General features: G+C 36.4%; 26 protein-coding genes, 1 pseudogene and 1 riboswitch. Of the genes and pseudogenes, 16 read left to right on the top strand and 11 right to left on the bottom strand.

What is annotated here, in order from left to right:
* Positions 1-223 precede the first annotated feature (223 nt).
* Positions 224-592 (bottom strand): hypothetical protein, encoded by a 369-nt coding sequence (locus tag KVT27_RS10625; RefSeq protein WP_217581271.1) that lies wholly within the window; start codon positions 590-592, stop codon positions 224-226.
* Between the two features lie 216 nt (positions 593-808).
* Here KVT27_RS10625 and KVT27_RS10620 point away from each other — a divergent pair, with 216 nt between their 5' ends.
* The 3 genes from KVT27_RS10620 (at position 809) to KVT27_RS10610 (ending at position 3135) form a co-directional block, all read left to right on the top strand.
* Positions 809-1564 carry an SDR family NAD(P)-dependent oxidoreductase gene (locus KVT27_RS10620; RefSeq protein WP_217581270.1) on the top strand — a complete coding sequence of 252 codons (756 nt, stop codon included), beginning with the start codon at positions 809-811 and terminating at the stop codon, positions 1562-1564.
* A 36-nt stretch (positions 1565-1600) separates the two neighbouring features.
* The gene (locus tag KVT27_RS10615; protein WP_025117349.1) at positions 1601-2035 is read left to right on the top strand and encodes a MarR family winged helix-turn-helix transcriptional regulator; all 435 of its coding nucleotides are present in this window, start codon (positions 1601-1603) and stop codon (positions 2033-2035) included.
* A gap of 326 nt (positions 2036-2361) precedes the next feature.
* The gene (locus tag KVT27_RS10610) at positions 2362-3135 is read left to right on the top strand and encodes an IclR family transcriptional regulator (protein ID WP_217581269.1); all 774 of its coding nucleotides are present in this window, start codon (positions 2362-2364) and stop codon (positions 3133-3135) included.
* 23 nt (positions 3136-3158) lie between these two features.
* Here the strand turns inward: KVT27_RS10610 and KVT27_RS10605 are convergent, their stop codons facing one another.
* The gene (locus KVT27_RS10605; protein WP_208705827.1) at positions 3159-4373 is read right to left on the bottom strand and encodes an aminotransferase class V-fold PLP-dependent enzyme; all 1215 of its coding nucleotides are present in this window, start codon (positions 4371-4373) and stop codon (positions 3159-3161) included.
* A gap of 14 nt (positions 4374-4387) precedes the next feature.
* Entirely contained in the window at positions 4388-5476 is a 1089-nt protein-coding gene (locus KVT27_RS10600) for a M24 family metallopeptidase (protein WP_217581268.1), read from the bottom strand.
* 302 nt (positions 5477-5778) lie between these two features.
* Between KVT27_RS10600 and KVT27_RS10595 the strand changes: the two genes are divergently transcribed.
* The 3 genes from KVT27_RS10595 (at position 5779) to lepB (ending at position 7885) form a co-directional block, all read left to right on the top strand.
* Positions 5779-6717 (top strand): LCP family glycopolymer transferase, encoded by a 939-nt coding sequence (locus KVT27_RS10595; protein ID WP_036126598.1) that lies wholly within the window; start codon positions 5779-5781, stop codon positions 6715-6717.
* Between the two features lie 345 nt (positions 6718-7062).
* A complete protein-coding gene (locus KVT27_RS10590) occupies positions 7063-7173 on the top strand; it encodes a hypothetical protein (protein WP_036148789.1) in 111 nt (36 codons plus the stop codon).
* 151 nt (positions 7174-7324) lie between these two features.
* Positions 7325-7885 (top strand): signal peptidase I, encoded by a 561-nt coding sequence (lepB, locus tag KVT27_RS10585; protein ID WP_036126595.1) that lies wholly within the window; start codon positions 7325-7327, stop codon positions 7883-7885.
* 7 nt (positions 7886-7892) lie between these two features.
* Here lepB and KVT27_RS10580 read toward each other — a convergent pair whose 3' ends face one another.
* The gene (locus KVT27_RS10580) at positions 7893-8129 is read right to left on the bottom strand and encodes a hypothetical protein (RefSeq protein WP_036148787.1); all 237 of its coding nucleotides are present in this window, start codon (positions 8127-8129) and stop codon (positions 7893-7895) included.
* 161 nt (positions 8130-8290) lie between these two features.
* Positions 8291-8390, top strand: a riboswitch (purine riboswitch).
* A gap of 204 nt (positions 8391-8594) precedes the next feature.
* Between KVT27_RS10580 and KVT27_RS10575 the strand changes: the two genes are divergently transcribed.
* The 3 genes from KVT27_RS10575 (at position 8595) to KVT27_RS10565 (ending at position 13019) form a co-directional block, all read left to right on the top strand.
* A complete protein-coding gene (locus KVT27_RS10575) occupies positions 8595-9788 on the top strand; it encodes an MFS transporter (protein WP_036148785.1) in 1194 nt (397 codons plus the stop codon).
* An 87-nt stretch (positions 9789-9875) separates the two neighbouring features.
* Positions 9876-10163, top strand: coding sequence for a hypothetical protein (locus KVT27_RS10570; RefSeq protein WP_036126591.1), 288 nt, complete (start codon positions 9876-9878; stop codon positions 10161-10163).
* Positions 10164-10412: 249 nt separating this feature from the next.
* Positions 10413-13019 (top strand): cation-translocating P-type ATPase, encoded by a 2607-nt coding sequence (locus tag KVT27_RS10565; protein WP_036148782.1) that lies wholly within the window; start codon positions 10413-10415, stop codon positions 13017-13019.
* A gap of 154 nt (positions 13020-13173) precedes the next feature.
* Here KVT27_RS10565 and KVT27_RS10560 read toward each other — a convergent pair whose 3' ends face one another.
* Together KVT27_RS10560 and KVT27_RS10555 are read right to left on the bottom strand one after the other, a co-directional pair.
* Positions 13174-13650 (bottom strand): DUF3231 family protein, encoded by a 477-nt coding sequence (locus tag KVT27_RS10560; protein ID WP_150907270.1) that lies wholly within the window; start codon positions 13648-13650, stop codon positions 13174-13176.
* Positions 13651-13757: 107 nt separating this feature from the next.
* Positions 13758-14474, bottom strand: a complete 717-nt coding sequence (locus KVT27_RS10555) for a cupin domain-containing protein (protein WP_042737451.1) — start codon at positions 14472-14474, stop codon at positions 13758-13760.
* A 252-nt stretch (positions 14475-14726) separates the two neighbouring features.
* Here KVT27_RS10555 and KVT27_RS10550 point away from each other — a divergent pair, with 252 nt between their 5' ends.
* Positions 14727-15068: a YolD-like family protein gene (locus tag KVT27_RS10550; protein ID WP_217581267.1), complete on the top strand. Its 342-nt coding sequence runs from the start codon at positions 14727-14729 to the stop codon at positions 15066-15068.
* Positions 15069-15171: 103 nt separating this feature from the next.
* Here the strand turns inward: KVT27_RS10550 and KVT27_RS10545 are convergent, their stop codons facing one another.
* The 4 genes from KVT27_RS10545 to KVT27_RS10530 all read right to left on the bottom strand — a co-directional run bounded on the left by KVT27_RS10545 (position 15172) and on the right by KVT27_RS10530 (position 16783).
* Positions 15172-15648 (bottom strand): GNAT family N-acetyltransferase, encoded by a 477-nt coding sequence (locus KVT27_RS10545; protein WP_036126585.1) that lies wholly within the window; start codon positions 15646-15648, stop codon positions 15172-15174.
* Positions 15649-15740: 92 nt separating this feature from the next.
* Positions 15741-16019, bottom strand: coding sequence for a hypothetical protein (locus KVT27_RS10540; protein WP_036126583.1), 279 nt, complete (start codon positions 16017-16019; stop codon positions 15741-15743).
* Positions 16020-16301: 282 nt separating this feature from the next.
* Positions 16302-16439 carry a YjcZ family sporulation protein gene (locus KVT27_RS10535; protein ID WP_081937110.1) on the bottom strand — a complete coding sequence of 46 codons (138 nt, stop codon included), beginning with the start codon at positions 16437-16439 and terminating at the stop codon, positions 16302-16304.
* 119 nt (positions 16440-16558) lie between these two features.
* Positions 16559-16783 carry a hypothetical protein gene (locus KVT27_RS10530; protein WP_036126581.1) on the bottom strand — a complete coding sequence of 75 codons (225 nt, stop codon included), beginning with the start codon at positions 16781-16783 and terminating at the stop codon, positions 16559-16561.
* A 273-nt stretch (positions 16784-17056) separates the two neighbouring features.
* Here KVT27_RS10530 and KVT27_RS10525 point away from each other — a divergent pair, with 273 nt between their 5' ends.
* Positions 17057-17356, top strand: coding sequence for a CD3324 family protein (locus KVT27_RS10525; RefSeq protein WP_036126580.1), 300 nt, complete (start codon positions 17057-17059; stop codon positions 17354-17356).
* A 105-nt stretch (positions 17357-17461) separates the two neighbouring features.
* On the top strand, positions 17462-18019 hold the full coding sequence (locus KVT27_RS10520) for a GNAT family N-acetyltransferase (protein WP_081937109.1): 558 nt from the start codon (positions 17462-17464) through the stop codon (positions 18017-18019).
* Between the two features lie 267 nt (positions 18020-18286).
* Here KVT27_RS10520 and KVT27_RS10515 read toward each other — a convergent pair whose 3' ends face one another.
* Positions 18287-19237, bottom strand: coding sequence for an SDR family oxidoreductase (locus tag KVT27_RS10515; protein WP_036128063.1), 951 nt, complete (start codon positions 19235-19237; stop codon positions 18287-18289).
* Between the two features lie 136 nt (positions 19238-19373).
* On the opposite strand from KVT27_RS10515, the gene KVT27_RS10510 reads away from it, so the two are divergent.
* The 4 genes and pseudogenes from KVT27_RS10510 (at position 19374) to KVT27_RS10495 (ending at position 21465) form a co-directional block, all read left to right on the top strand.
* The gene (locus KVT27_RS10510) at positions 19374-19535 is read left to right on the top strand and encodes a hypothetical protein (protein WP_176489624.1); all 162 of its coding nucleotides are present in this window, start codon (positions 19374-19376) and stop codon (positions 19533-19535) included.
* Between the two features lie 453 nt (positions 19536-19988).
* Positions 19989-20354 carry a hypothetical protein gene (locus tag KVT27_RS10505; RefSeq protein ID WP_036126578.1) on the top strand — a complete coding sequence of 122 codons (366 nt, stop codon included), beginning with the start codon at positions 19989-19991 and terminating at the stop codon, positions 20352-20354.
* Between the two features lie 304 nt (positions 20355-20658).
* Positions 20659-21036: pseudogene (locus KVT27_RS10500) on the top strand (BclA C-terminal domain-containing protein); the annotation flags it as partial.
* 168 nt (positions 21037-21204) lie between these two features.
* Positions 21205-21465: a hypothetical protein gene (locus tag KVT27_RS10495; protein WP_036126577.1), complete on the top strand. Its 261-nt coding sequence runs from the start codon at positions 21205-21207 to the stop codon at positions 21463-21465.
* The last annotated feature ends 351 nt before the right edge of the window (positions 21466-21816 follow it).

The following is a 21816-nucleotide window of genomic DNA, read 5'->3' as shown; positions in this document are numbered from 1 at the left end:
AAATAACACGGGTCAGACCGTAGACAAGAGTCATTGAGAATACCAATCTCGATGGCTCTTGTCATTTTCTTTTGGACGCTCCCGAGGTGATTAGTAGTTTTCTTCATGAATTTTACTGCTCTTGTTGGATTGTCATGAAAAAGAAAAAAGACTATAGGCAACTCAAAAATTTTAGAGTTGATCTATAGTCTAATCCTACTTCTATTACATTAGGGCATTTTATTTATTTCACATATTTAAAGACATTGATAAAGAATAACAGTACGGAAAGGGCTACAGCAATGCCACCACCTGAAACAAATAGCTCAAATAACCACCGTGGCACATCTAGATAGACCATCATCATTCCAACCATTAGGAATGGTAGACCAATATTGTAAAGCCAGAACTGTGCTTTAGCGAGACCTGTTTCCGCAGCATCTTTATAAGTCGAATAAATTAAACCAATGAATCCAGTAGTCAGCCAACCTACCACACCAATATGAGCATGCGTCGCTTTCCATTGAAGTTGAACAGTATAATGCATAAACAGTCCAAAAGCAAAAACAATCAATAAATAGAAGACTGAGAGCTTTATCCATTTAGCACCCATTTTCAACAACTCCTTTCCTGAAAGTGAATTTAGCTAGCTGCTACAGTATATTCGTGTCAAATAAAAATGATGCTTGTATGCATTTGAAAATATATGTCTTTTGTTGTTTTTTTCTAATAGAAATAGTATGAACGTAGTGATGGTTGCAAAATAGTTTAAAAATAAATAGTTTAATGTTAAATTATATTTAAATAGACATGAAGGAGATGTGTATGAATGGGTAAATTAGATAACAAAGTAGTCATTATTACTGGTGGTGCAGGTGGTATTGGTAGTGGTATGGCTAAGGCAATGGCAAAGGAAGGAGCCATTGTCACGATTGTTGACTTAAATGCAGAAGCAGGCGAAGCCATGGAGAAAGATTTACAACAAACTTCCCCAAAGTCTATGTTCTTACAAACGAATTTAATGGAACGAGATCAATTACCAAAAATTATCGATACAGTTGTAGAAAAATACGGTAAACTAGATGTGCTAGTTAATAACGCTCATGCTGCGAAACAAGTTACAATAGAAGAAACAACACAAGCGGATCTTGACTTATCATTTGGAACAGGTTTCTATCCGACTTTTTATTTAATGCAGGCTGCATTACCACATTTAAAAGAAACACAAGGTAATATTATTAACTTTGCATCTGGAGCAGGTATCCAAGGCCACGAAACACAGGCAGCCTATGCTGCAGCTAAGGAAGCGATCCGAGGCATTTCTCGTGTTGCTGCAAATGAATGGGGCAGATTTGGTATTAACGTCAATATCATTAGCCCACTTGCAGATTCACCAGGTGTACAAGCATGGGCAAAAGCACAGCCAGAGTATTATGAAGCAGTGAGAAGTAAAATTCCACTAGGTCGTTTTGGTAATATTGAGCAGGATATCGGACGAGTAGCTGTCTTCTTAGCTTCCGACGATTCGCAATACATTACAGGTCAAACGATTATGGTAGACGGTGGTTCATTAATGCTTCATTAATGCTTCATTAATGCTAGGCGTTTGAGGAGGATTTTTTTGAAACAGACAAGCATTTTTAAACTGATTCATATGATTGAACAGGTGAATAACGCCAATATTATACGTTTTACAAAAGCGTTTCCTTATCCATTAGGAATTTCACCCATTTTAGTATTAAATGAGCTACATGTTAAAGGCCCTCAAAAACAGGCAGAATTAGCTGAAACCATTGGCTATACAAAAGGAGCAATGACAAGCATTGCTGAAAAATTAGTCAAGCTTGGATTAGCTGAAAGACTGTATGATCCATCTGATCGCCGTACCATTCGCCTTGACATTACTGATGAGGGGAAAGTAGCCCTATCAAAGGCTCAATCTATAGGAAAAGAAGTCTTTGTACAACTATTTGAAGTATTAGATGATACAGAAATTGCCCAATATTTACAGATTCAAGAGAAGCTAGTACAGGGCATTCAAAATAAAAATGAATAGCTAAAATTTATTTTATGTAAGAAGATGACCTATCCAAATCAACTCACCTCGATCAATTTTTTAGAGGTGGGTTGATTTTATATTGGGTATTTATTGATTAGCTAACTAAAAGGAATGAAAGAATAACCTCAAGACTAGTCAAATACAATAAACAGGATTGAACGTAAGCGAGCTAGAGGCACATCTGATCATCTACTAAATGTTGTTGAATCTTTGCAGAAAAAATATGTGCATCAATTTGTAAAATAGTTGAATTTATTGAAAATTGTCCGCCTTCATTTTATAATACAATTACGGTTCTATTATAGAGACATATGAGGTGTAAGATGACATTAAAAACATTAGATAACTCATTAGAGGTTCTAAAATATTTTAATAAAGAAAATCCTACATGGGGTGTTCGAGAATTAGCGAAAGAAATGAACATTAGCCATTCTATTATTTATAGAATTTTAGCTACATTTGAAAATCAGGGCTTTCTAATTCAACACCCTGAGACAAAGAAGTATGAACTTGGGCTTCGTTTTCTAGAGTACGGTCAGATGGTAAAAGATAAATTAAACCTTTCTGATTTTGTGTTACCGATTATGAAAAATCTGGCTGAAGCCATTAAGGAATCCGTATTTCTAACATGGCTAGATGGCACAGATGGCGTGACAGTAGAGATTGCAGAGAGTTCTCAAACTATTAAGTTTTCTGTGTCGATTGGCACACGCACCCCATTACATATCGGGGCATCATGTAAAACAATCATGGCTTTTCTTCCAGAGGAGAAGAAAAAAGAGATTATGGACCATGGCATGAAAAAAGTAACCCCAGAAACGATTACAGACCCTGATCAAATGTTAGCCGATTTGGAGAAAATTAAACAGCAAGGGTGGTGCTTTACTACGGGAGAATATTCTCACTCGGTATTTGGGGTAGGGGTCCCTCTTTTTAATAGCAAAAAAGAAGTGATTGCTTCTCTAACCATTGCGGGTCCGATATATCGTAAACCAACAGAGGAGAAGCTACCTGAAATGATTAATGTTCTTCAGTACGGCGCGATGAATATTCAACGATATTTCGATCAGTATAGCTTTAAATTGTACCAAGAATAAGGATGAAAAAAAGCCCGAGATAGTTAATGACTATCTGGGGCCTTTGTTTTGGTTAGCTCAATAAATTCCTTGATGCTGGATACCGCGCTATCGATTTCTTCGAATGTATTAAAATAATGAGGTGAAAAGCGAGCCATTTTACGAATATGATTGCGCTCCATGATAGTATTAGCCATAAAAGTACCAGCTTCTATAATAATGCCTTGATCCGCTAAAAAATTAGTGACATCATCTGGAGCAAGTCCCTCAATATTAAACGGTGTAACCGATAATCGATATTCGCTATTTTGTGGGCCATAGAGGACAATGCCTGGAATCATTTTAAGCTGCTCGATTAAATACTTCGTCAGCTGTTGAACACGCTCATATATTGGCTGCATACCAATCGCATTTGCGTAATCGATGGCCGCCCCTAACCCTAATATACTTGGAATGACAGGACAGCCTGGCTCAAAACGTTTAGCTGTTTCTACGAATGAGTACTCGTTGTTTTCATAATCCCAGTTCGTGCTACCCCAGCCGATCATGATAGGGGTAATAGTTGGAATCAAGGCTTGTCGTACATATAAAAGACCAGAGCCTTCTGGACCACGTAGCCATTTTCGCCCACTAGCAACTAAAAAATCACAGCCTAGCTCTGCCACATGGATAGGGAGTAAACCGACTGTTTGATTGGCATTCATGAACGTTAGCACGTTGTTTTGTTGGGCAAGCCGACAGATTTCCCTTGCTGGCTGAAGGGCACCTGCTGCGTTTGACATATGGGCAAAGGCTATTAATCTTGTGCGAGGCGTTATGAGCTGTTCAAGCTCTTGTAAGTCCACCATATAGTCCGCATTCGTTTTCAAAACTTTTAAGTGAACTCCTCGTTGCTGAAGGGCAAGCCAAGGTACATAATTACTTAACATTTCTGTATCAAGTACGATCACCTCATCATCTGATTGCCAATCTATGCCACCTGAAATATAATTAATAGCCATTGACCCATTTGGCACAAAGGCAATTTCCTCTTTTTTGGCACCGATAAATAAAGCCGTTTTTTCCCGAATTTGCTCTACCTGTTCATACGTTTCTTTACGAAAAGAAGGTAAATAAGGGCCGATACTCGCCTGTTTTTGAAGATAGCTTGTCATCACATTCACTACAGGCTGAGGCATGGCCGAAGCGGCAGCTGTATTCAAATATATATATTGCTCTAACAGGGGCATATCCTTTTGAATGGTCATCATGTCCATCATTGCATTCACCAGCCTTATAAAATGATTAGTTCTTTTGAAAAGGTCATTAAATTCTCGTAACCATTGTTCGTAACTATGAGATTATCTTCGATCCGAACCCCGGCAACATCCTGTATATAAATTCCGGGCTCCACAGTAAATGTCATGCCTTCTTCTAACACAAGTGAGTTACGTTGCATTAAGTAAGGTTCTTCGTGAGCGCTCAAACCAATGCCATGACCAAGTCGATGTGTGAAATAGTCACCATAACCACCATCCCGAATAATTTCTCTTGCAATGCTATCTAGGCTTTGGGCAGTCGTACCTGGCTTAATTGCTTCTATTGCTGCTTCATTGGCTTGTTTAACAAGGTTATAAATGTTTTGTAACGTTGGAGATACATCTCCTAAAGCTACTGTTCTAGTCATATCAGCCACATAGCCCTTATAAATAGCACCAAAATCAATGACAATGAATTCGCCTGCTTTTATTTTTTTTGTGCTTGCTCTGCCATGTGGGAGTGCACCACGATAACCGGAAGCAACAATAGTGCCAAAAGGTGTTCCTTCTGAGCCACGACGTCTCATTTCATATTCCAATTGAGCTGCTACTTCCATTTCTGTCACACCCACTTGAATCGTCGGTAAAGTAGCTGCAAGACTTTCCTCGACAATTTGTACAGCCTGCCGCATGTATGCTAGTTCTTGTTGATCTTTTTTCATGCGTAATTCGCGAATGGACTCGCCAATATCAGATAAGTTTACATATGTAAGCATGTCAATCGATTGCTGTTCATGGACACGCATAGTGTCAAATTCTACACCAATGGTCTGCAATGTTCCCATTTCCTTTTTTAGTCTCTGAATCACCTGTGTAGGCCCTTCCTCATCGGAATAGGATAAAATAACGCCACCATTGCTAAGATCAACTTTATTGAGTTCTACTTGTGGCAAAAGAAAATATAAATCATTAGTAGCCGTTATAACAGCAAATGTTAGCCGTTCACTTTGCTTTAGATGAAGACCAGTAAAATAATGCATATTTGGCCCTGGTACCAAAATAGCTATATCCACGTGCTGCTGCTGCATACGGGAAACTAACTTCTCTCTTCTTGTTTGAAACATAGGGCGATTCCTCCTAAAGGTAAGCAATAATAAGTTGGTAAAACGTTTCTAATATAGAGACGTTGTATCTTAAAAATAGTATAAATCAACAATAATGAATTTTCAATTTATTAAAGCGGAGAAACATACAATAGAAAAGGGAATGAAATAACAAATGTGGGAATAGTTTGGGGTAAATAAAGTAAATACTAGTGTACGTCTTTTTTTCGTCTAATATGCATATAAGTAGACTAGATAAACTTTTTTCCAACTTAATACGTCAAAAAGAGGGGCAAAATTGTTAAGCAAGAGAGGACTAACGTATGGAAAAAAACATGAAACGCTCTAAAGAGAAAAAGAGCAAGAAAAAATTATGGCTGTGGATCGTTGGTAGCCTACTAACTATTTTTTTAATTTTTATAGGAACTGCCTACTTTACCATCCAAAAAACAATGAACAAAATTAATACACCACTTTTACAAACAACAGATGCAGCACAGCTAGAAGAAAAAACAGTGATTAAAAAAGAACCTTTCTCGGTTTTGATGCTCGGCGTAGATGAACGAAAAGATGATAGTGGACGTTCTGATACGATGATTGTGATTACTGTGAATCCAGAAAAGCAAACAATGAAAATGCTTAGTATTCCCCGTGATACTCGTACAGAAATAGTCGGTCATGATACCGTTGATAAAATTAATCATGCCTATGCTTTTGGTGGCGTTCCAATGGCTGTAGATACGGTAGAAAACTTTCTAAATATACCGATTGATTACTATGTGTTTATTAATATGGAGGGCTTTTTACAAATTATAGATACGCTTGGTGGCGTGACAATTAACAATGATATGGAGTTAACCTATGACGAATATCATTACCCAAAAGGAGAAATCACATTAGATGGTAATGAAGCACTTATTTTTTCCCGTATTCGTTATGAAGATCCACGAGGAGATTTTGGACGTCAAATTCGACAACGACAAATTATTGAAGCGGTTATGAAAAAGGCCTCAACTCCGTCTACATTATTAAAGGCAACAGATATGCTGACGGTTTTAGGCGATAATGTTCGCATGAATTTCTCAGTAAAAGAGCTTATTCAGCTTCAAGGTATTTATAAGAAAATGGATAAGGGTATTGAGCAATTATCATTTGAACAAGGTGATGGTGAAAGGATTAACCGCATTTGGTATTACATTCCGAACGAGGAAGAGCTTCAAAAAATACAAGCCGATCTAAAAAACCATTTACAAAGCAAGTAAGCTTTTGCTTACAATACGTATAATATATATGTAAAATTTTTGGCCATGAAGGGAGGGAGATGAATGAATGGGAGGACCCAGGTCCTTAGGTATACAGCTCTTAATCATTGCATGCAAAGCTATGTACCTAAACGCAAAATGCGAACAAATCCAGTCCGATCCACAATTAGAGGCCTACAAATATTATGTTTAAAATTATTTATGTAGTGCATAAAAAATCATTCATGTAGGGTGCATGCCTAGTTGAATGATTTTTTTTGACATGAATCATTTTTCTATATTTCTTGAAATATCTGAAAATTCGTTGTATACTGACATTAGAAATGGTTCAAAGGAGTGATTGTGATGATTATAGGCACAATTTTATTAGCAATTGCATTACCAGTGGGTATCATATTAGCAGTAGATTTATTGAACGAGCAGCAACAGGTTGCTCCACAATCTAACCATTCTTAATTGGCAAATAAACTAAATCAGATATTTCTAGACAATGCTACATAGTAGCCTTGTCTATTTTTTATGGCGAATGAAACAATTTGTGTGATTCATTCGTCAATGAAGTATAGAAAATGTTATACTATTAAAAAAACAGTATCGGGGAATGAACATGCAAGAGGAAAAAACAACAAGCTTTAAAAAAGAACTATTATCCTACATCAAAATTATTGTCATTACAGCAATTGTCGTGTTTGGCTGTAAGCAATTTTTATTTGCGCCTATTAAAGTACAGGGGGCATCGATGTACCCGACCTACCATGATAAAGATGTGATAATTGTAAGTAAAACAAGTAAAATCGAACGTTTCGATCAAATTGTTTTTCAATCACCTGTAGAAGATGAACTATATATTAAACGTGTCATTGGTGTACCAGGTGATAAGGTGGAAATGAAAGATGATGTATTGTATGTGAATGGTAAAGCCTACAAAGAAGATTACGTCAATCGTGAAACAGATGATCCTAACCAATTACGCATTACTGAAAACTTTACATTAGAGCAATTAGTGAATGAAAAAGAGGTGCCAAAGGGCATGTATTTTGTGCTAGGAGACAATCGCCTAAAAAGTAGTGATAGTCGTCATTATGGTTTAATTTCAGAGGATGCTGTTTATGGCGAGTCGAAATTAATCGTCTATCCATTTAAGCATTTTCACGTTGGCTCAAAATAAGAAATGATTAAGAGGCTACTTTAATAGTGGCCTCTTTCTCTTTATTGGATGGTACATCTTTACATAATTTATAAGAGGGATAATAAACACAAATCATTGAATTTTCAACGGTTTCTTTAATAGGGGTTTGATTACTTCTTATGGGAGAACTGAGAGCTGGTTCTTCGATTGTGAGTTCTTCGGCTACTAATTCAACACCATAAAATAGTAATAAAAAATAGCATACAAATCCTACTATTCGCAAACAATCACCTCGTAAAATAGTTATTGTATGTTATTATGTATGGTCGAATTCATCAAAATATAAGCAAAAAATCGAAATTTTTCTCTCGAGTAAACGAAATTTTTATGAAATGAACTCTATGAAAAAAAGGTATTGTCAATAAATTTTTCATGTGCTACTATAGCTAAAGTAAATATTTGAACTGTATAACCTCAATAATATGGATTGAGGGTCTCTACCAGGAACCATAAAATCCTGACTACAAAACTTTGTTTCATTTTTGTAGTCAGGATTTTTTTATTTTGATGCAGCCCATGATGTTGATATAGAAATGTCTGCTGAATCAAGCTCATGTAGCCTCAAACATATGTTACAGATTTTGCAGTAGAGCTTATGTGGCAAGTTCTTCTGCAAAATCTGGACAGGATATCATGGCTGATGAAAAATCTCCTATAAAAGTGAAAATGTAACGAAAGGGAGATTTCAATGAATTGGAGAGTTTATATTCTTGCGGTGACTACCTTTGCAGTAGGCTTAGTTGAATTAATCGTAGGTGGAATCCTACCAAATATTGCAAAGGATTTGAATGTTTCTTTAGCAACAGCAGGGCAATTAATCACTATTTTTGCACTTGTTTATGCGATTTCAGCGCCTGTTCTACTATCTTTGACAGCTAAGGTAGAACGAAAACGCTTATTCCTTATATCCTTATTTATTTTTACATTAGGTAATTTAATGACCTTCTTTAGTACAACGTTCACCGTTGTCCTAATTGCCCGAATTTTTACAGCGATGAGTACAGCATTAGTCATCGTTCTATCATTAACGATTACAACGAGAATAGTAGAGCCTAGACACCGTGCGAAAGCATTGGGGCTTGTTTTTATGGGCGTAAGTTCTGCACTTGTTATCGGTGTGCCAATGGGAATTTTTATTACGGAAGCTTTCGGTTGGAGAGCCGTATTTTTAGGCATTAGTATTCTTTCAACAATCTCAATGGTTTTAATAGCTTTGTTATTAGACAAAATGCCAATCGGGGAAGTCGTACCACTGAAGAAGCAAATGAAATCATTGGCGAATTTAAAAATCCTTACAGCACAATTAACGACTTTGTTTATGCTAGCAGGTCATTATATGCTCTACGCATATTTAACACCCTTTTTAGTAGAAGCCTTTGATATGAATGCTTCATGGATTAGTATTTGTTATTTAATATTTGGTATTGCCTCTGTCAGTGGTAATGCTGTAGGTGGTTGGGTGAGCGATAAAATCGGGACAAGTAAAGCCCTTATTTTAATCGTCTCTACATTTGCGCTTGTCTTGTTTTGTATCCCTTACACAGTCATTGCCTTACCGGTCTTTTTACTGTTTACCGTTTTATGGGGAGCATTGAGCTGGGCTTTAACACCGCCATTACAAAATTATTTAATTGAAGCAGATCCTCAATCATCCGATATACAGCAAAGCTTAAATACCGCTGCGCTTCAAATCGGGATTTCCATCGGCTCAGCGCTGGGTGGTGCCGTATTTGCCTTTACTGGATCTGTCATGCATTTAGCAAGTTTCGGAACTCTATTAGTTCTCTGTGCTTTAGGATGTGCTATCTTCTCCATTAAAAGAGCGCCTGTCTCACATGAGCATTCTGCGGATTATTCATCAGCGCAGCATCATTCATCATAAATGGTGAAATTATCCAAAAGTAATCCTGCTATAGCAGGATAATAGCAGCCTGATAGCGAATGTAAGGATAGAGGAGGTTGGTAATAGATGCAAGTAGATTTAACCGATTTTCAAAATGCCAAAGTCATCGCGACGATTGATCAAACTTTTTATAGAAATGTAGGTGCTATCATATTATATGAAGAGGATTCACACACATTATCTGTACGAAAATTGACTCGGAAAACAGTCGATCATTTTATACCAACAGACGAACTCGAACACTTTACATTTGCCTCTCATGCAGATGCCATTAAGTTCACGCACAAGCTTACGCGCATGAGTGCCTTGGATTACTTATTAGTGGCCCATAAAGAGAGACCCATACAATCATAACTGCTTTTATAAGCATTGGGAAAGTAAGCCATTCCCAGTGCTTTTTTTTGTCTAAGTGAATCTATTTGAGTTTTCTCTATAAAAATTAATTTCTCACTAGTTTATTATCATACTCTAGTTAACTATGGAATAGATTGTTGTAGTTAATGAATTTCACACAGACTGATGAAGTTTGAGATTTTATGGTGCCTATTATTTTCCAGAAAATAGTATGTGACCTTTAAATCTTGTGAATGGAAGGAGAACCCTATGACTGAATATCATCAACAATCGTCTACTGAAGTCATGAAGATATTGAACGTCACCACAGAAGGCTTGACCGATGGGGATGTTCAAAAGAGGCAACAAGTCTATGGCTATAACGTATTAGAGGAAGGTAAAAAGACTAGTACATGGGCTGTTTTTATGGGCCAATTCAAAGATTTATTAGTCATTATTTTATTGGTCGCTGCCTTCGTTTCCTTTCTACTTGGAGAGGTAGAAAGTACAATTGTCATCATGATTGTTGTTTTTCTAAATGCTATTTTAGGCACGGTACAGCATGTGAAAGCTGAACAATCTTTAGACAATCTGAAGGCGCTAACCTCGCCGATTGCCAAAGTAATGCGTAATAATCAGCTTATGGAAATTCCCTCTGAGGAAATTGTGGTGGGGGATCTTCTTATGCTAGAGGCTGGCGATTACATCAATGCAGATGGCAGACTATTGGAAAGTCATAATTTGCATATCAATGAAAGTTCTCTTACCGGAGAATCAATTGCCGTTGCCAAAAGTACTGACCCTATTCGAAAAAACAATGTTACGATTGCCGATAAGAAAAATATGGTGTATTCAGGTAGCTTCGTGACCAATGGACGAGGCATTGTAATGGTTACAGCTATCGGGATGCAGACTGAAATCGGGAAAATTGCTAATTTACTCGATACGGCTAAGGAAAAGAAAACACCTTTACAAATTAGCCTGGATCAATTTGGTGAAAAATTAGCATTAGGTATTACAATCATTTGCTTAGCCATTTTTACAATTGATCTGATTCGTGGACGAGCATTAGTAGAATCCTTTATGTTTGCGGTATCTCTAGCTGTCGCAGCTATTCCTGAGGCTTTGAGTTCCATCGTTACAATCGTCTTAGCATTTGGTACACAAAAGATGGCGAAGGAAAATGCCATTATCCGTAAGCTTTATGCGGTAGAAAGCTTAGGAAGTGTATCTGTAATTTGTTCTGATAAAACGGGTACTTTAACAGAAAATAAAATGGTTGTACAGGAAGTTTTTGTTGATCAGAAAAAAATTCCTCATGATTGGCTAAACCCAACAAATTTAGTGGAAAAAGAACTGATGGTAAAGGCACTTTTATGTAGTGATGCTGTCGAGCGTGATCACAAGGAAATTGGTGATCCGACAGAAATAGCGCTTGTGAAATTAGGAAAGCATTATGGCTTAGATGAATTGATGATTCGTGAGCAATATCCAAGACTAGCTGAAATTCCATTTGATTCGGCACGAAAGCTTATGAGTACTGTAAATAAAATAGATAAACAGCCTGTTATGATTACTAAAGGAGCATTAGATGTTCTCTTGCCTAAAGTGACTAGAATAAAAACGGCAACAGGCATTTTTGAAATGACAGCTCAGCATCGCCAAAAAATCGAAGCGGTCAATCATGATTTTTCGAGGAATGGTTTACGGGTGATAGCCATTGCCTACAAAGATGTTTTACCGCAGCAAACAATTGATACAAGAGTAGAAAGAGATTTAATATTTGTTGGCTTAGTGGCTATGATGGACCCACCAAGAAAAGAGTCCAAAGAAGCTGTAGAAAATTGTATTAAGGCAGGCATTAAGCCAGTTATGATTACGGGTGACCATAAAATTACGGCTACAGCGATTGCCCAACAAATTGGGATTTTAAAAAATCCAGAAGAAGCCATTGAAGGACATGCTCTCGAAAAATTCACAGATCAAGAGCTACAGGAAAAAGTAGATGATTATTCTGTGTATGCGCGTGTTACACCTGCTCAAAAGATTCGTATCGTCAAAGCGTGGCAGGATAAGGGTCATGTTGTCGCGATGACGGGGGATGGCGTCAATGATGGGCCAGCACTAAAACAAGCAGATATCGGGGTGGCAATGGGAGTGACTGGGACGGAGGTCGCAAAAGATGCCTCGTCCATGATTTTAACAGATGATAATTTTTCTACGATTGTCAAGGCGATCGCCAATGGTCGTAGCATCTATACAAATATTAAAAACGCTATTTTGTTCTTATTATCAGGAAATGCGGGAGCTATATTTGTAGTGCTATATGCCACAGTACTCGGCTTACCAGTTCCTTTTGCCCCCGTCCATCTATTATTCATCAACCTATTAACAGATAGTCTTCCAGCAATCGCAATCGGATTAGAGCCGAATAATAAGAAAACGATGAAGGACAAGCCTAGAAATGTTCATACGCCTCTATTAAATAAATCATTTACGACACAGGTGGTGCTAGAAGGAATTTTAATTGCCATTTCTACCATCATTGCTTTTCAAATTGGATTATCAACTGGCGATACATTAACGGCAAGTACAATGGCGTTTACAACACTTTGTTTATCAAGATTAGTGCATGGCTTTAATTCCAGAGCTAAACAATCGATCTTTACGATTGGTGTCTTTTCGAATAAATATGCATGGATTGCATTTTTAATCGGTGTCCTAAGCTTGCACATTGTATTGTTTATGCCAATGCTAACAACGGTCTTTGAAGTGGCTCCATTAACAATTGCCCAATTAGGCTTTATTTATAGTCTATCCGTGTTACCGTTCCTCGTAAATCAATGGTATAAGCTCCTGTTTGTAAGAAGTCGATAGAAGAGGATTGAATGTTAAAACCACCTACATATAACGAGTAGGTGGTTTTGCTATTGTTTAATAGTAAGCTTAAAATGTACAAAAAACACACTATTAAAAGTAGATTTAATAATGTGCAACGTAATAAATGATTAGATCGTTCAGCCAACCATTTTTATTGGGCTGGTGCTAGAAGCCAGCCTTTAATTTTACTCAGTTCAATCAATTTAGACCCAAGTATAGCATAGCGCATATGGAGTTCCCCATATTTGGCAAGATGCTTTTTCTTTACTGACAGTTCCAATGCTTGGCTTACAGCAAGTAAGGAGGAAGCAATATTCATAGATAAAATGGCACTAATTTCACTATCATTAATGATGGATTTTCCACGTATATCCGTCATTTTCATTTTACTGTAGGCCATAGTTGCAGTGGGGGCAAGAACCCCATTTTCCTTTAATAATAATGTCAGCTGTTTATTTTCCTCTTTTAAACATTGAATGAATTCCAAAATCATAATCTTTAATTTTTTATCTCGGGTATGGTTAAAAAAGGCATGGCTTGAAGCAATATAGCTTTGATTGACACCGAGCTGCGACCAAAGCCTAAACATCTCCTTAAATTGTAATGATGCTAGTTTGTCATTTATCATCGTTATTGTGACACTTCCTAACTCCTAGTATTTATCTAAGATTAGGATGGAACAGTTTATGACATTCTATTCATCTTTTACAATAAAAGTTTAATACAAGTGGCATTTTAATAATAGGTGCCATACGGATACATATTTGGGGAAGGGTAATGGTATGGATATGGATATGGGTATGGGGTTGGGTATGGACATGGTTTCATGGATGGCTTCTTGTGCTTGCATGAAGAATTATCGGTTGCCGATTCCACTCGATTACAGCCTTTTGGTGGCCCAATATAAGTAGATGGAACAATCGGTGCAATGGTTTTCTTCCATTGTTCCTCATCTAAACAATAGGTATGCGCCATAATATTGGCAGGTGTAAATTTCAATATATCGGAGCCTAAAATTACCTCTGGTGTTGGAGCGTCAAAGATAGCAAGTAAATGGGTGTTATCTTCTGTGGCAATCTCATAATGCCACCAGCCTTGTGGGATATTGGCTACTTGCCCAGGCTTAATCGGGTAGTTTTGAAGTTTTTTTGTAAAGGGATTTAATAGGGAAACCGTTGCTGCACCAGAAATACAATAGACAAGCTCAGCTGCATTTTGGTGATAGTGTGGCTCAATGACATTGTCTTTACTTAAAAAAATATCCAGTAAAGATGTATTTTCTAATGTATTTAATTGTTCTACGCCAAGGATATTAATGTAATTTCGTGCATCTTTTTTAAAAAGCGTACTTTTGTTGACATCAAATTTGAACTCTGCAGAAGGCGATGTATAATCGACATTTGTGTTAATACTTACATCCTTTCTCACTAAAATTGTGATATTCATCATCATCACAGATTATGATTGAAATGTTTATAGACTTATACAAATGCCTAGCGTTCGTTTAGAACTCTTAGCAAGCTTGGACTAGAGGAATTGTATTAAATTACCACTCCTATTAAAGAACGTATGTGCGTATAATAAAATAGAACATATGTTTTGTTTTAGGGACGGCGTGGAAGTCTTAGCAAAGCAGACATGACTGTCAATGTTGAAATTTTCTCGCAAACGTCCCCCATAACTAAGCTGAAAGGGTGAGACAAGATGATGAAAGATCGAGGAGCTATGAAATGGACATCGATGATGCTTCCAGAGCATTTACTGCTTTTGAAAAAGTGGAAGCAAGAGGTACTGACAGAACCACCACGGGAACGTGCAGAATGGGAACTGGAGGAATTACAGCAAACCATCACACGTGCATTAATAGGCCGTAACTATATTATGTTAACTATTTGGGAAGAGGCTAATTTTGTGCAATATGGTGGCATTATTAAAGAGATGAATGAGATGGAACTATTGCTAGAAACGATTACAACAACGAAACATATTGCAATGAAGTATATTTATGCTGGCTATATTGAGGTGGATGGCAATAGTGGTATTTAATGCAAAATCGAGAGGGTGAATTTAGTGCCTAATAATGAAGGGTACGAATGACAGCGGATGACAAAGTCACTCATTTGAACATCGAAAATGAGTGACTGTCTCCTTAAAGGTGCAATTGCATCACTATTTGCTCACCAATTGGTCCCATTCGTCTTTCACCATTATCTTCAAAACCTACATTGAGATACAAATTCTGCGCAGCAATGTTTTTGTGATTTACCACTAACACTACTTCGTTAAATTCTTTAAATTCATGCTTGACAAAGTCAGCCAGTAAAAGCATTGCTTTTTTTGCATAACCCTTACCTTGCTGTTTATGATCCATAGATAAAGCGGTAAGTAACATCGCCTGTGGATTGCTAGAATATTCCTGTACTCTTTCAGTTGTATGAAGTACGAAAAAACCAACAGGTATTTTATTACTTAAAATCACAATAGGGTACTGTCCCACTTTTTCGATAGTAATCTCTTTTGGTAAGGCAGTAAATTGGTGCTGTTCTACGGGCAGTTCAAACTCATTTAACTGGTCTGCATAGTCTTCTGAAAAATGTACTAATTCAATGTTAATTGTGTCTTGCATAAACAAGCCTCCTTTTTTATTATTGTATATGCAGAACAAACGTTCGTCAAGAAGGCTTGTTTAATAATCAGGCAAGCTGGCGTTCTTTTGCTTTATAAATTACCAAAAAATAAAATAAAAGAAATACTCACAATTAGAATCAGTGTTAAAGCCATTGTCACAATACCCCTCAGCAAGGTCGCTAAATTCCTGACATCTTTCATTCCGACAACACATAGGTAGAAGCATACGATTGACAATAGCAATGTTAGTGTCAATGGGTGAAGGTGGACATAGGTGACAAAAAAGTCTTTTAAGGAACCGGACAGAAAAAATAATAGGATGCAACCTAAAGATAAAATAAAGGACCAAAAATTTAAATTAATGCCCATTTGTTTTCCTCCTCTCTACTAAAACGATAGTTCTAGAAATTCTATAATAGAGTAAAAGGATGCAAAAAGAGGCCACTTGGATGAAAGTGACCCCTAGAACCAATAAAGGAGTGTCATGTAAAGTAGAAAGAACTTTACAATACTATTATTATGTTAAGTTATCATTTGGAGATAGTTATCTATCTTCTATGGTGTAAGAAATATATTTTATTATCTCATAACAGGTTAGAATTGGGGAAGGGGGAATAAAAATAAACAGAAGTTAAAGCCTTCATATGACCATTAGCAAATGAAGCTTGCACCAACAATCATGAGAAGAATGAATAGAACAACGATGAGCACGAAAGTTGAACTGTTACCACTGCCATCATTTCCGCCACAATAATTATTGAAATTACCTACATTTCCACAGTATCCCACAAAGGATACTCCATCTCTCCATATCAATTGTATGTATAAGATTCAAATGGAGGAGCGATCATCATCCAAGTGACTATTATTAAATGGTGCCATCAAAAAAACATCCTACACGGATGTTTTTAATATAACGGCTGCTGCATTTGACAAGGTGGAAAACCATTAACATCTTGAATCATATGAAAATCATACTGCTTTAAAGCAAATTGGCTTTGATACAAATATTCGAGAACAAGAAGCTTCCCACCTGAAACGCCACAAAGAACACCAGATGTTCCTTGCCCATTCGTCAACGAAACACCGACCGGTTGCCCGATTAAATAGTAAATTTTATGTTGCCAAGGCACTATTGCCACTCCCTTCAATATAATTATATGAATGTAATGGTCAAAGGTGTATAGGGGAATGCCTAAGGTGGAATCACTTTAAAAGTGGACTATCAATTACGTCATTCATATATTGGTTTATATGCTATAATATGGATATAAAAGGGTGTTTTGAAAGGGTGATGATTGCGTGAGGAAATATATGATATTTGCATAGCAATAGCTATGGCAATAAAAATATTGAACATAGCCGTTGCTTTTCCTAAAAAAAATCTACACATTTAGGAGTGCAACATGAGCTATAAAAAAGCAAAGCATATTTTACCTGAAGAGTTGTTAGCGGCCATTCAAGAATATATTGATGGAGAATATATTTATATCCCACGGAAAGAACAACATAAAATGAGCTGGGGATCTCGTACCACTATAAAAGCTGAATTGGATTTGAGAAATGCCAATATTTATCATGATTTTTTATCTGGAATGGTTAGAGAAACGTTAGCTGAAAAGTATTATTTATCACTAAAGAGCATCCAGAGAATCATTTTAAATGAAAAAAGAAAAGCAGCAAATCAACAGTCATTGCGGTTTTAAATCGCGATGGCTTATTTTCTTTTATGAAGGAATATTGAGGTTTGATCAAAGTTAATAATCAGCTATATTACAGGTATAACAAGAATTACCAAAGGGGAGAGAGCTATGAATTTTACAGAATTATTGGGTATGTCATTTCCGACCATCCAAACAGAACAAATTCGATTAAGAAAATTAAAACGAGACGATGCGCCATCATTATACAATTATTATTCTAATGAAAACGTCTATCGTTATTTGGATTGGAATGGTCCAGAATCCATTGAAAGAAGTATTGAGGTTATTCATTTTTGGAATGAGGGCTTCGAAAAAGGCTGGATAATTCGTTTTGCTATTGCTGATAAAATGTCAGATGAGGTGATAGGCACTATATTTTTAAGTGAATTTGAAGGTAAACGGGCTGAAATAGGTTATGAGTTATCAGAAAAATATTGGCATAAGGGTATTATGTCAGAAGCTATGAATGAAGTATTGGCAATTGGATTTAATCAGTTAGGGTTAGTGAGGATACAAGCCATTGTTGCTGAAGAAAACATAGCATCAAGGAAGTTATTAACCAAATTCAATTTTAAAGAAGAGGGCTATTTAAGACAATATGAATGTCATAGTGTGACTGGCGAATGTAGAGATATGTTGATTTATTCTTTACTACGGAAGGGATAACAGCGTAGAGAAAGCCGATAGAAGAGTATTATGATCGCCAAAAACTACGATGTAAAGCTGGGATAGCGTTGAACAAAAACATCTTGGGGGCGATGTTAAAGTTGCTATCCCGCAATTAATGTATGTTGTTATAGTTATGAACATAACCACTGTCAATAAATTGAAAAGTAAATGAAATAAAGAGGCAAAGTTGAATCGTTAAAATATTTTTTTGAACCATTAAAAAACTCAGCAACGATTAAATGTTGCCTGAGTTTTCTTTACGAGCTACGAATGGGTGGATTCTCCGCCATCCACATGTAAAACCTGCCCCGTTACATGTCTAGAATCATCCGACGCTAAATAAACGAATGTAGGGGCCACCTCAAAGGGCTGTGCCATTCGGTTAAAAAGATTTCCTCCGTGCAATGCGTTTTCGTCAGAGGAAAAACTGGAGGGAATCAGTGGTGTCCAAATACGACCTGGGGCAATAGCATTGACGCGAATCTGCTTTTTAGCCATGCTCTTGGCTAAAGAACGAGTCCAGCCGACGACAGCTGCTTTTGTGGCAGAGTAATCGATTAATAATGGCTCCCCAGCATAAGCTACAACTGAAGCGGTACCAATGATGGAGCTACCAGCCTGTAAATAAGGGAGGGCTGCTCTAGTCGTATAAAAATGCGAATAAATATTAAGCTTAAACGTTTCATCGAATTGTTCATCTGTAATGTCAGTCAGGTCATTTTGTTGAAACTGAATGCCAACATGGTTACATAATATATCTAAGCGTCCAAACGTATGAATGGTTTCATAAACAATCTCTGCACAATGTTTTTTTTCACGGAGATCCCCAGGAAGGAGTAAACATTTTTTTCCTAGTTCCTCAATTCTATTTTTAGTTCGAGTAGCGTCCTCATGCTCATCTAAATAAGCAATTGCTACATCGGCCTCTTCTTTCGCAAAGGCAATCGCAGCAGCTGCACCCATCCCACTATCACCCCCAGTAATAAGGGCAACTTTCCCTTTTAATTTTCCACTACCTTTATAATGAGGGTTTTCAATGATAGGCTTCGGCACCATTAAGCTTTCGAGACCTGGTTGACGAAGCTGCCTTTGTTCAGGTTGGGTAAGAGGTACTTCTTTATATTGCGTAATCTTTCCATAGACAGGATATTGAGGGTATGGATCTTCTTTTTTATTGTCCTCAAACCATTTTTGATAAAAACGAATTTGTTCCATTAAATCTTGTTTATCTTGAGCTGGCCCGTCACTTGGATTGTTAATAACCAATCCCTCCTTTTCAACATATACTATGATTGATTACCTTCGTATGTTAAAGCAAGAAAAAGACCATAATCGCAGGGGGATTGTTAGAATGGAGATTGAATTTTTCCCAGAAGTGACACGGTTACTAGAAAATAACGTATATCAATTAAACATTCATTATTTAAATTACAGCTGGTTTACACCGAGTATTGGTGTTAGACCCCCATATTATTGGCATCCCATTTACGAACCTTATTATCCATTAGGATAAAGGAATCTATGAGCTCATGTTTTGATCGAGCTCATTTTTATTTTGTTATAAAAGAGGAATTAGACATAACAGCATCGATGGCACAAGTGTGTAGGGGGATCAATATAATAAGTATGCGATCGTTGAATCTTGATGTTTAGGAGTGACACTAGGAAATGTTCATGACCGCTATATGGGTAACGTTCATTTTTGGCAGTTTTTCATATATAATGTTGAAATATCCTCATGATGTTTTAAAGGTAAGCCCCTTTTCAAGCGGATTTGCGGAAAGCCCATTATTAAAAATCTACATCCAGTTTGTAGGATGGGTATTTGTATTACTGATCATTGGTGTTTGGACCGATGCCTTCATTCAATGGCAGCTTCTATAAAGTTTTTAAAAGATGAAAAATGCAGAATATTATTCCAATTTGGTGATTTTTTGCTTATTATTAAATTGGAGGTGGTTAGTAGATGTATAGTAATACTGCAAATATGCTAAAACAAACTACAAATCTTATAAATTCATTGAATAAATTAAAACAAAATCTGACCTTTGTAAAATCATATGCCACTAGCGATAAAATATTGGCTATCTATTTTTTTAGTAATGCATATAGTGACTTTAATTTATTCAAAACTATTTATCTATCTGTAACACCTGGCGATCAAAAAATTGATGAATTCTTACAAGAGTTTGAAAAATTCTTTGTAGAAGTAAATAAATACTTACAGTTTATTTCTGAAGATAGTATGGAGGATCAATTGCATAAAGAAATAATGCTTTCGATCAATGAAACAGAAATGTATTTATTAAATTTATTAGATATTTATAGATAAATGTTTAGACATTCCTATAAAGGAGTGTCTTTTTATTACGATAAACGTAAACGCAGTATAAGCTAACGTTATTTTTTGCCTTAATCTAAACTATTAACATTATTTGAGATACTATTAACATTCCTCAATATTGTTTCTTGGATTTATGCATATAATGAAAAGTAGGGGAAATAAGTTTTAAGATCTAGCGCTGACGGATCGCCATATGCGATGAAAGTCGCCCGTATGGTGAAGGCTCGTTATAAAACTTAAAGAAAGAGAAGGATAAGACGAGAATAGCACAGTAGTAAATTCTGCAAAAAACACAAATGGGCCAGTGATTGCTGTAGTATTGAGCGGGACACATATCCCATTACCTAACGATCAACAGTTAACTAATGTTGCAGTGAATGGAGCAAATGATACTTTCACGATTCAACAATCAGGAACTTATGAACTTGAGTACGATGTTTTTTTCACTACACCACTTTTAGTATCTTCTAGAATACTTTTAAATGGGACTGAACTTCCAGATAGTGCGATAAATCCAGCTACGGGTACAGATTCTCTAACTAAAAAAACCACTGTAAATTTGAAGGCTGGAGATACTTTAAGTTTGCAATTATATGGTCTTTTAGGTGCGGTTATATTAGTTTCCGGTGATCCGTCTAAAGCTACGTCATTGAGCATATCAAAGAAATAAATTATACAAAGGACGCTCATATTAAGTGTCCTTTCAGATTGTAGACAAACTCAATGAATATTGAGTTTGTCTACAATCTTTTTTCTTTTACACCGGTGATTTTGTCGATATTGCAGGAGATCTTTCACTTTTATTGAATTTATTATAGTAAGAGGCGGTGTATATAAGGTGAATGCAATAAGAAATGAAAAAGTATTTACTACTAATCTAAAAGAAGCTTATGAATTTGCTCATTACTTATTCCTAACTAAAGGCGTTGGTAATATCGAGATAGAGCAAATTGAAGAAGATTGTTATGTGAGATTCACAATGGAATATAGTCACGAATTAGGTAAACAAATATGGAATATAGTTGAGCAATTCAATCTTGAAAGTTTAGTCTTTTACGGTGTGTTTTGGGACGTTTTACGGGGGTACATAACTGAATGAAGTTTAAACAATAAGCCTCTGCACGTAATTGTGGTGGCCTTTTCTTATGCAAAAAAAGGTGTTTATATGCAAAGTATTCCTTTAAGAATCATTGACGATGAATTTTATCTACTAGGGGAAGTGGATCGATACCCTTCCATTCAAATAGGTATATCATGGTCAGTATTGAAGAGCTAAAGCTTCAAATCAATCGTTATCTACCTTGCTGGCAAATTAATCAAAGGTACTATCATTCTCCCTTAATATCAAATAGACCAAGCATACATCATCAGGCACCGAGAAATAGAGCAAGATTAAAACGGCAAGCAAAAGATTGAGGTAGTTTTGATAATGATAAACAAACGTTCATAC

It is taken from the genome of Lysinibacillus sp. GbtcB16, assembly GCF_019091145.1.
Taxonomy (GTDB): domain Bacteria; phylum Bacillota; class Bacilli; order Bacillales_A; family Planococcaceae; genus Lysinibacillus; species Lysinibacillus fusiformis.
The sequence above is the reverse complement of the archived record's forward strand: the minus strand, read 5'-3'. Positions and strand labels throughout refer to the sequence as shown.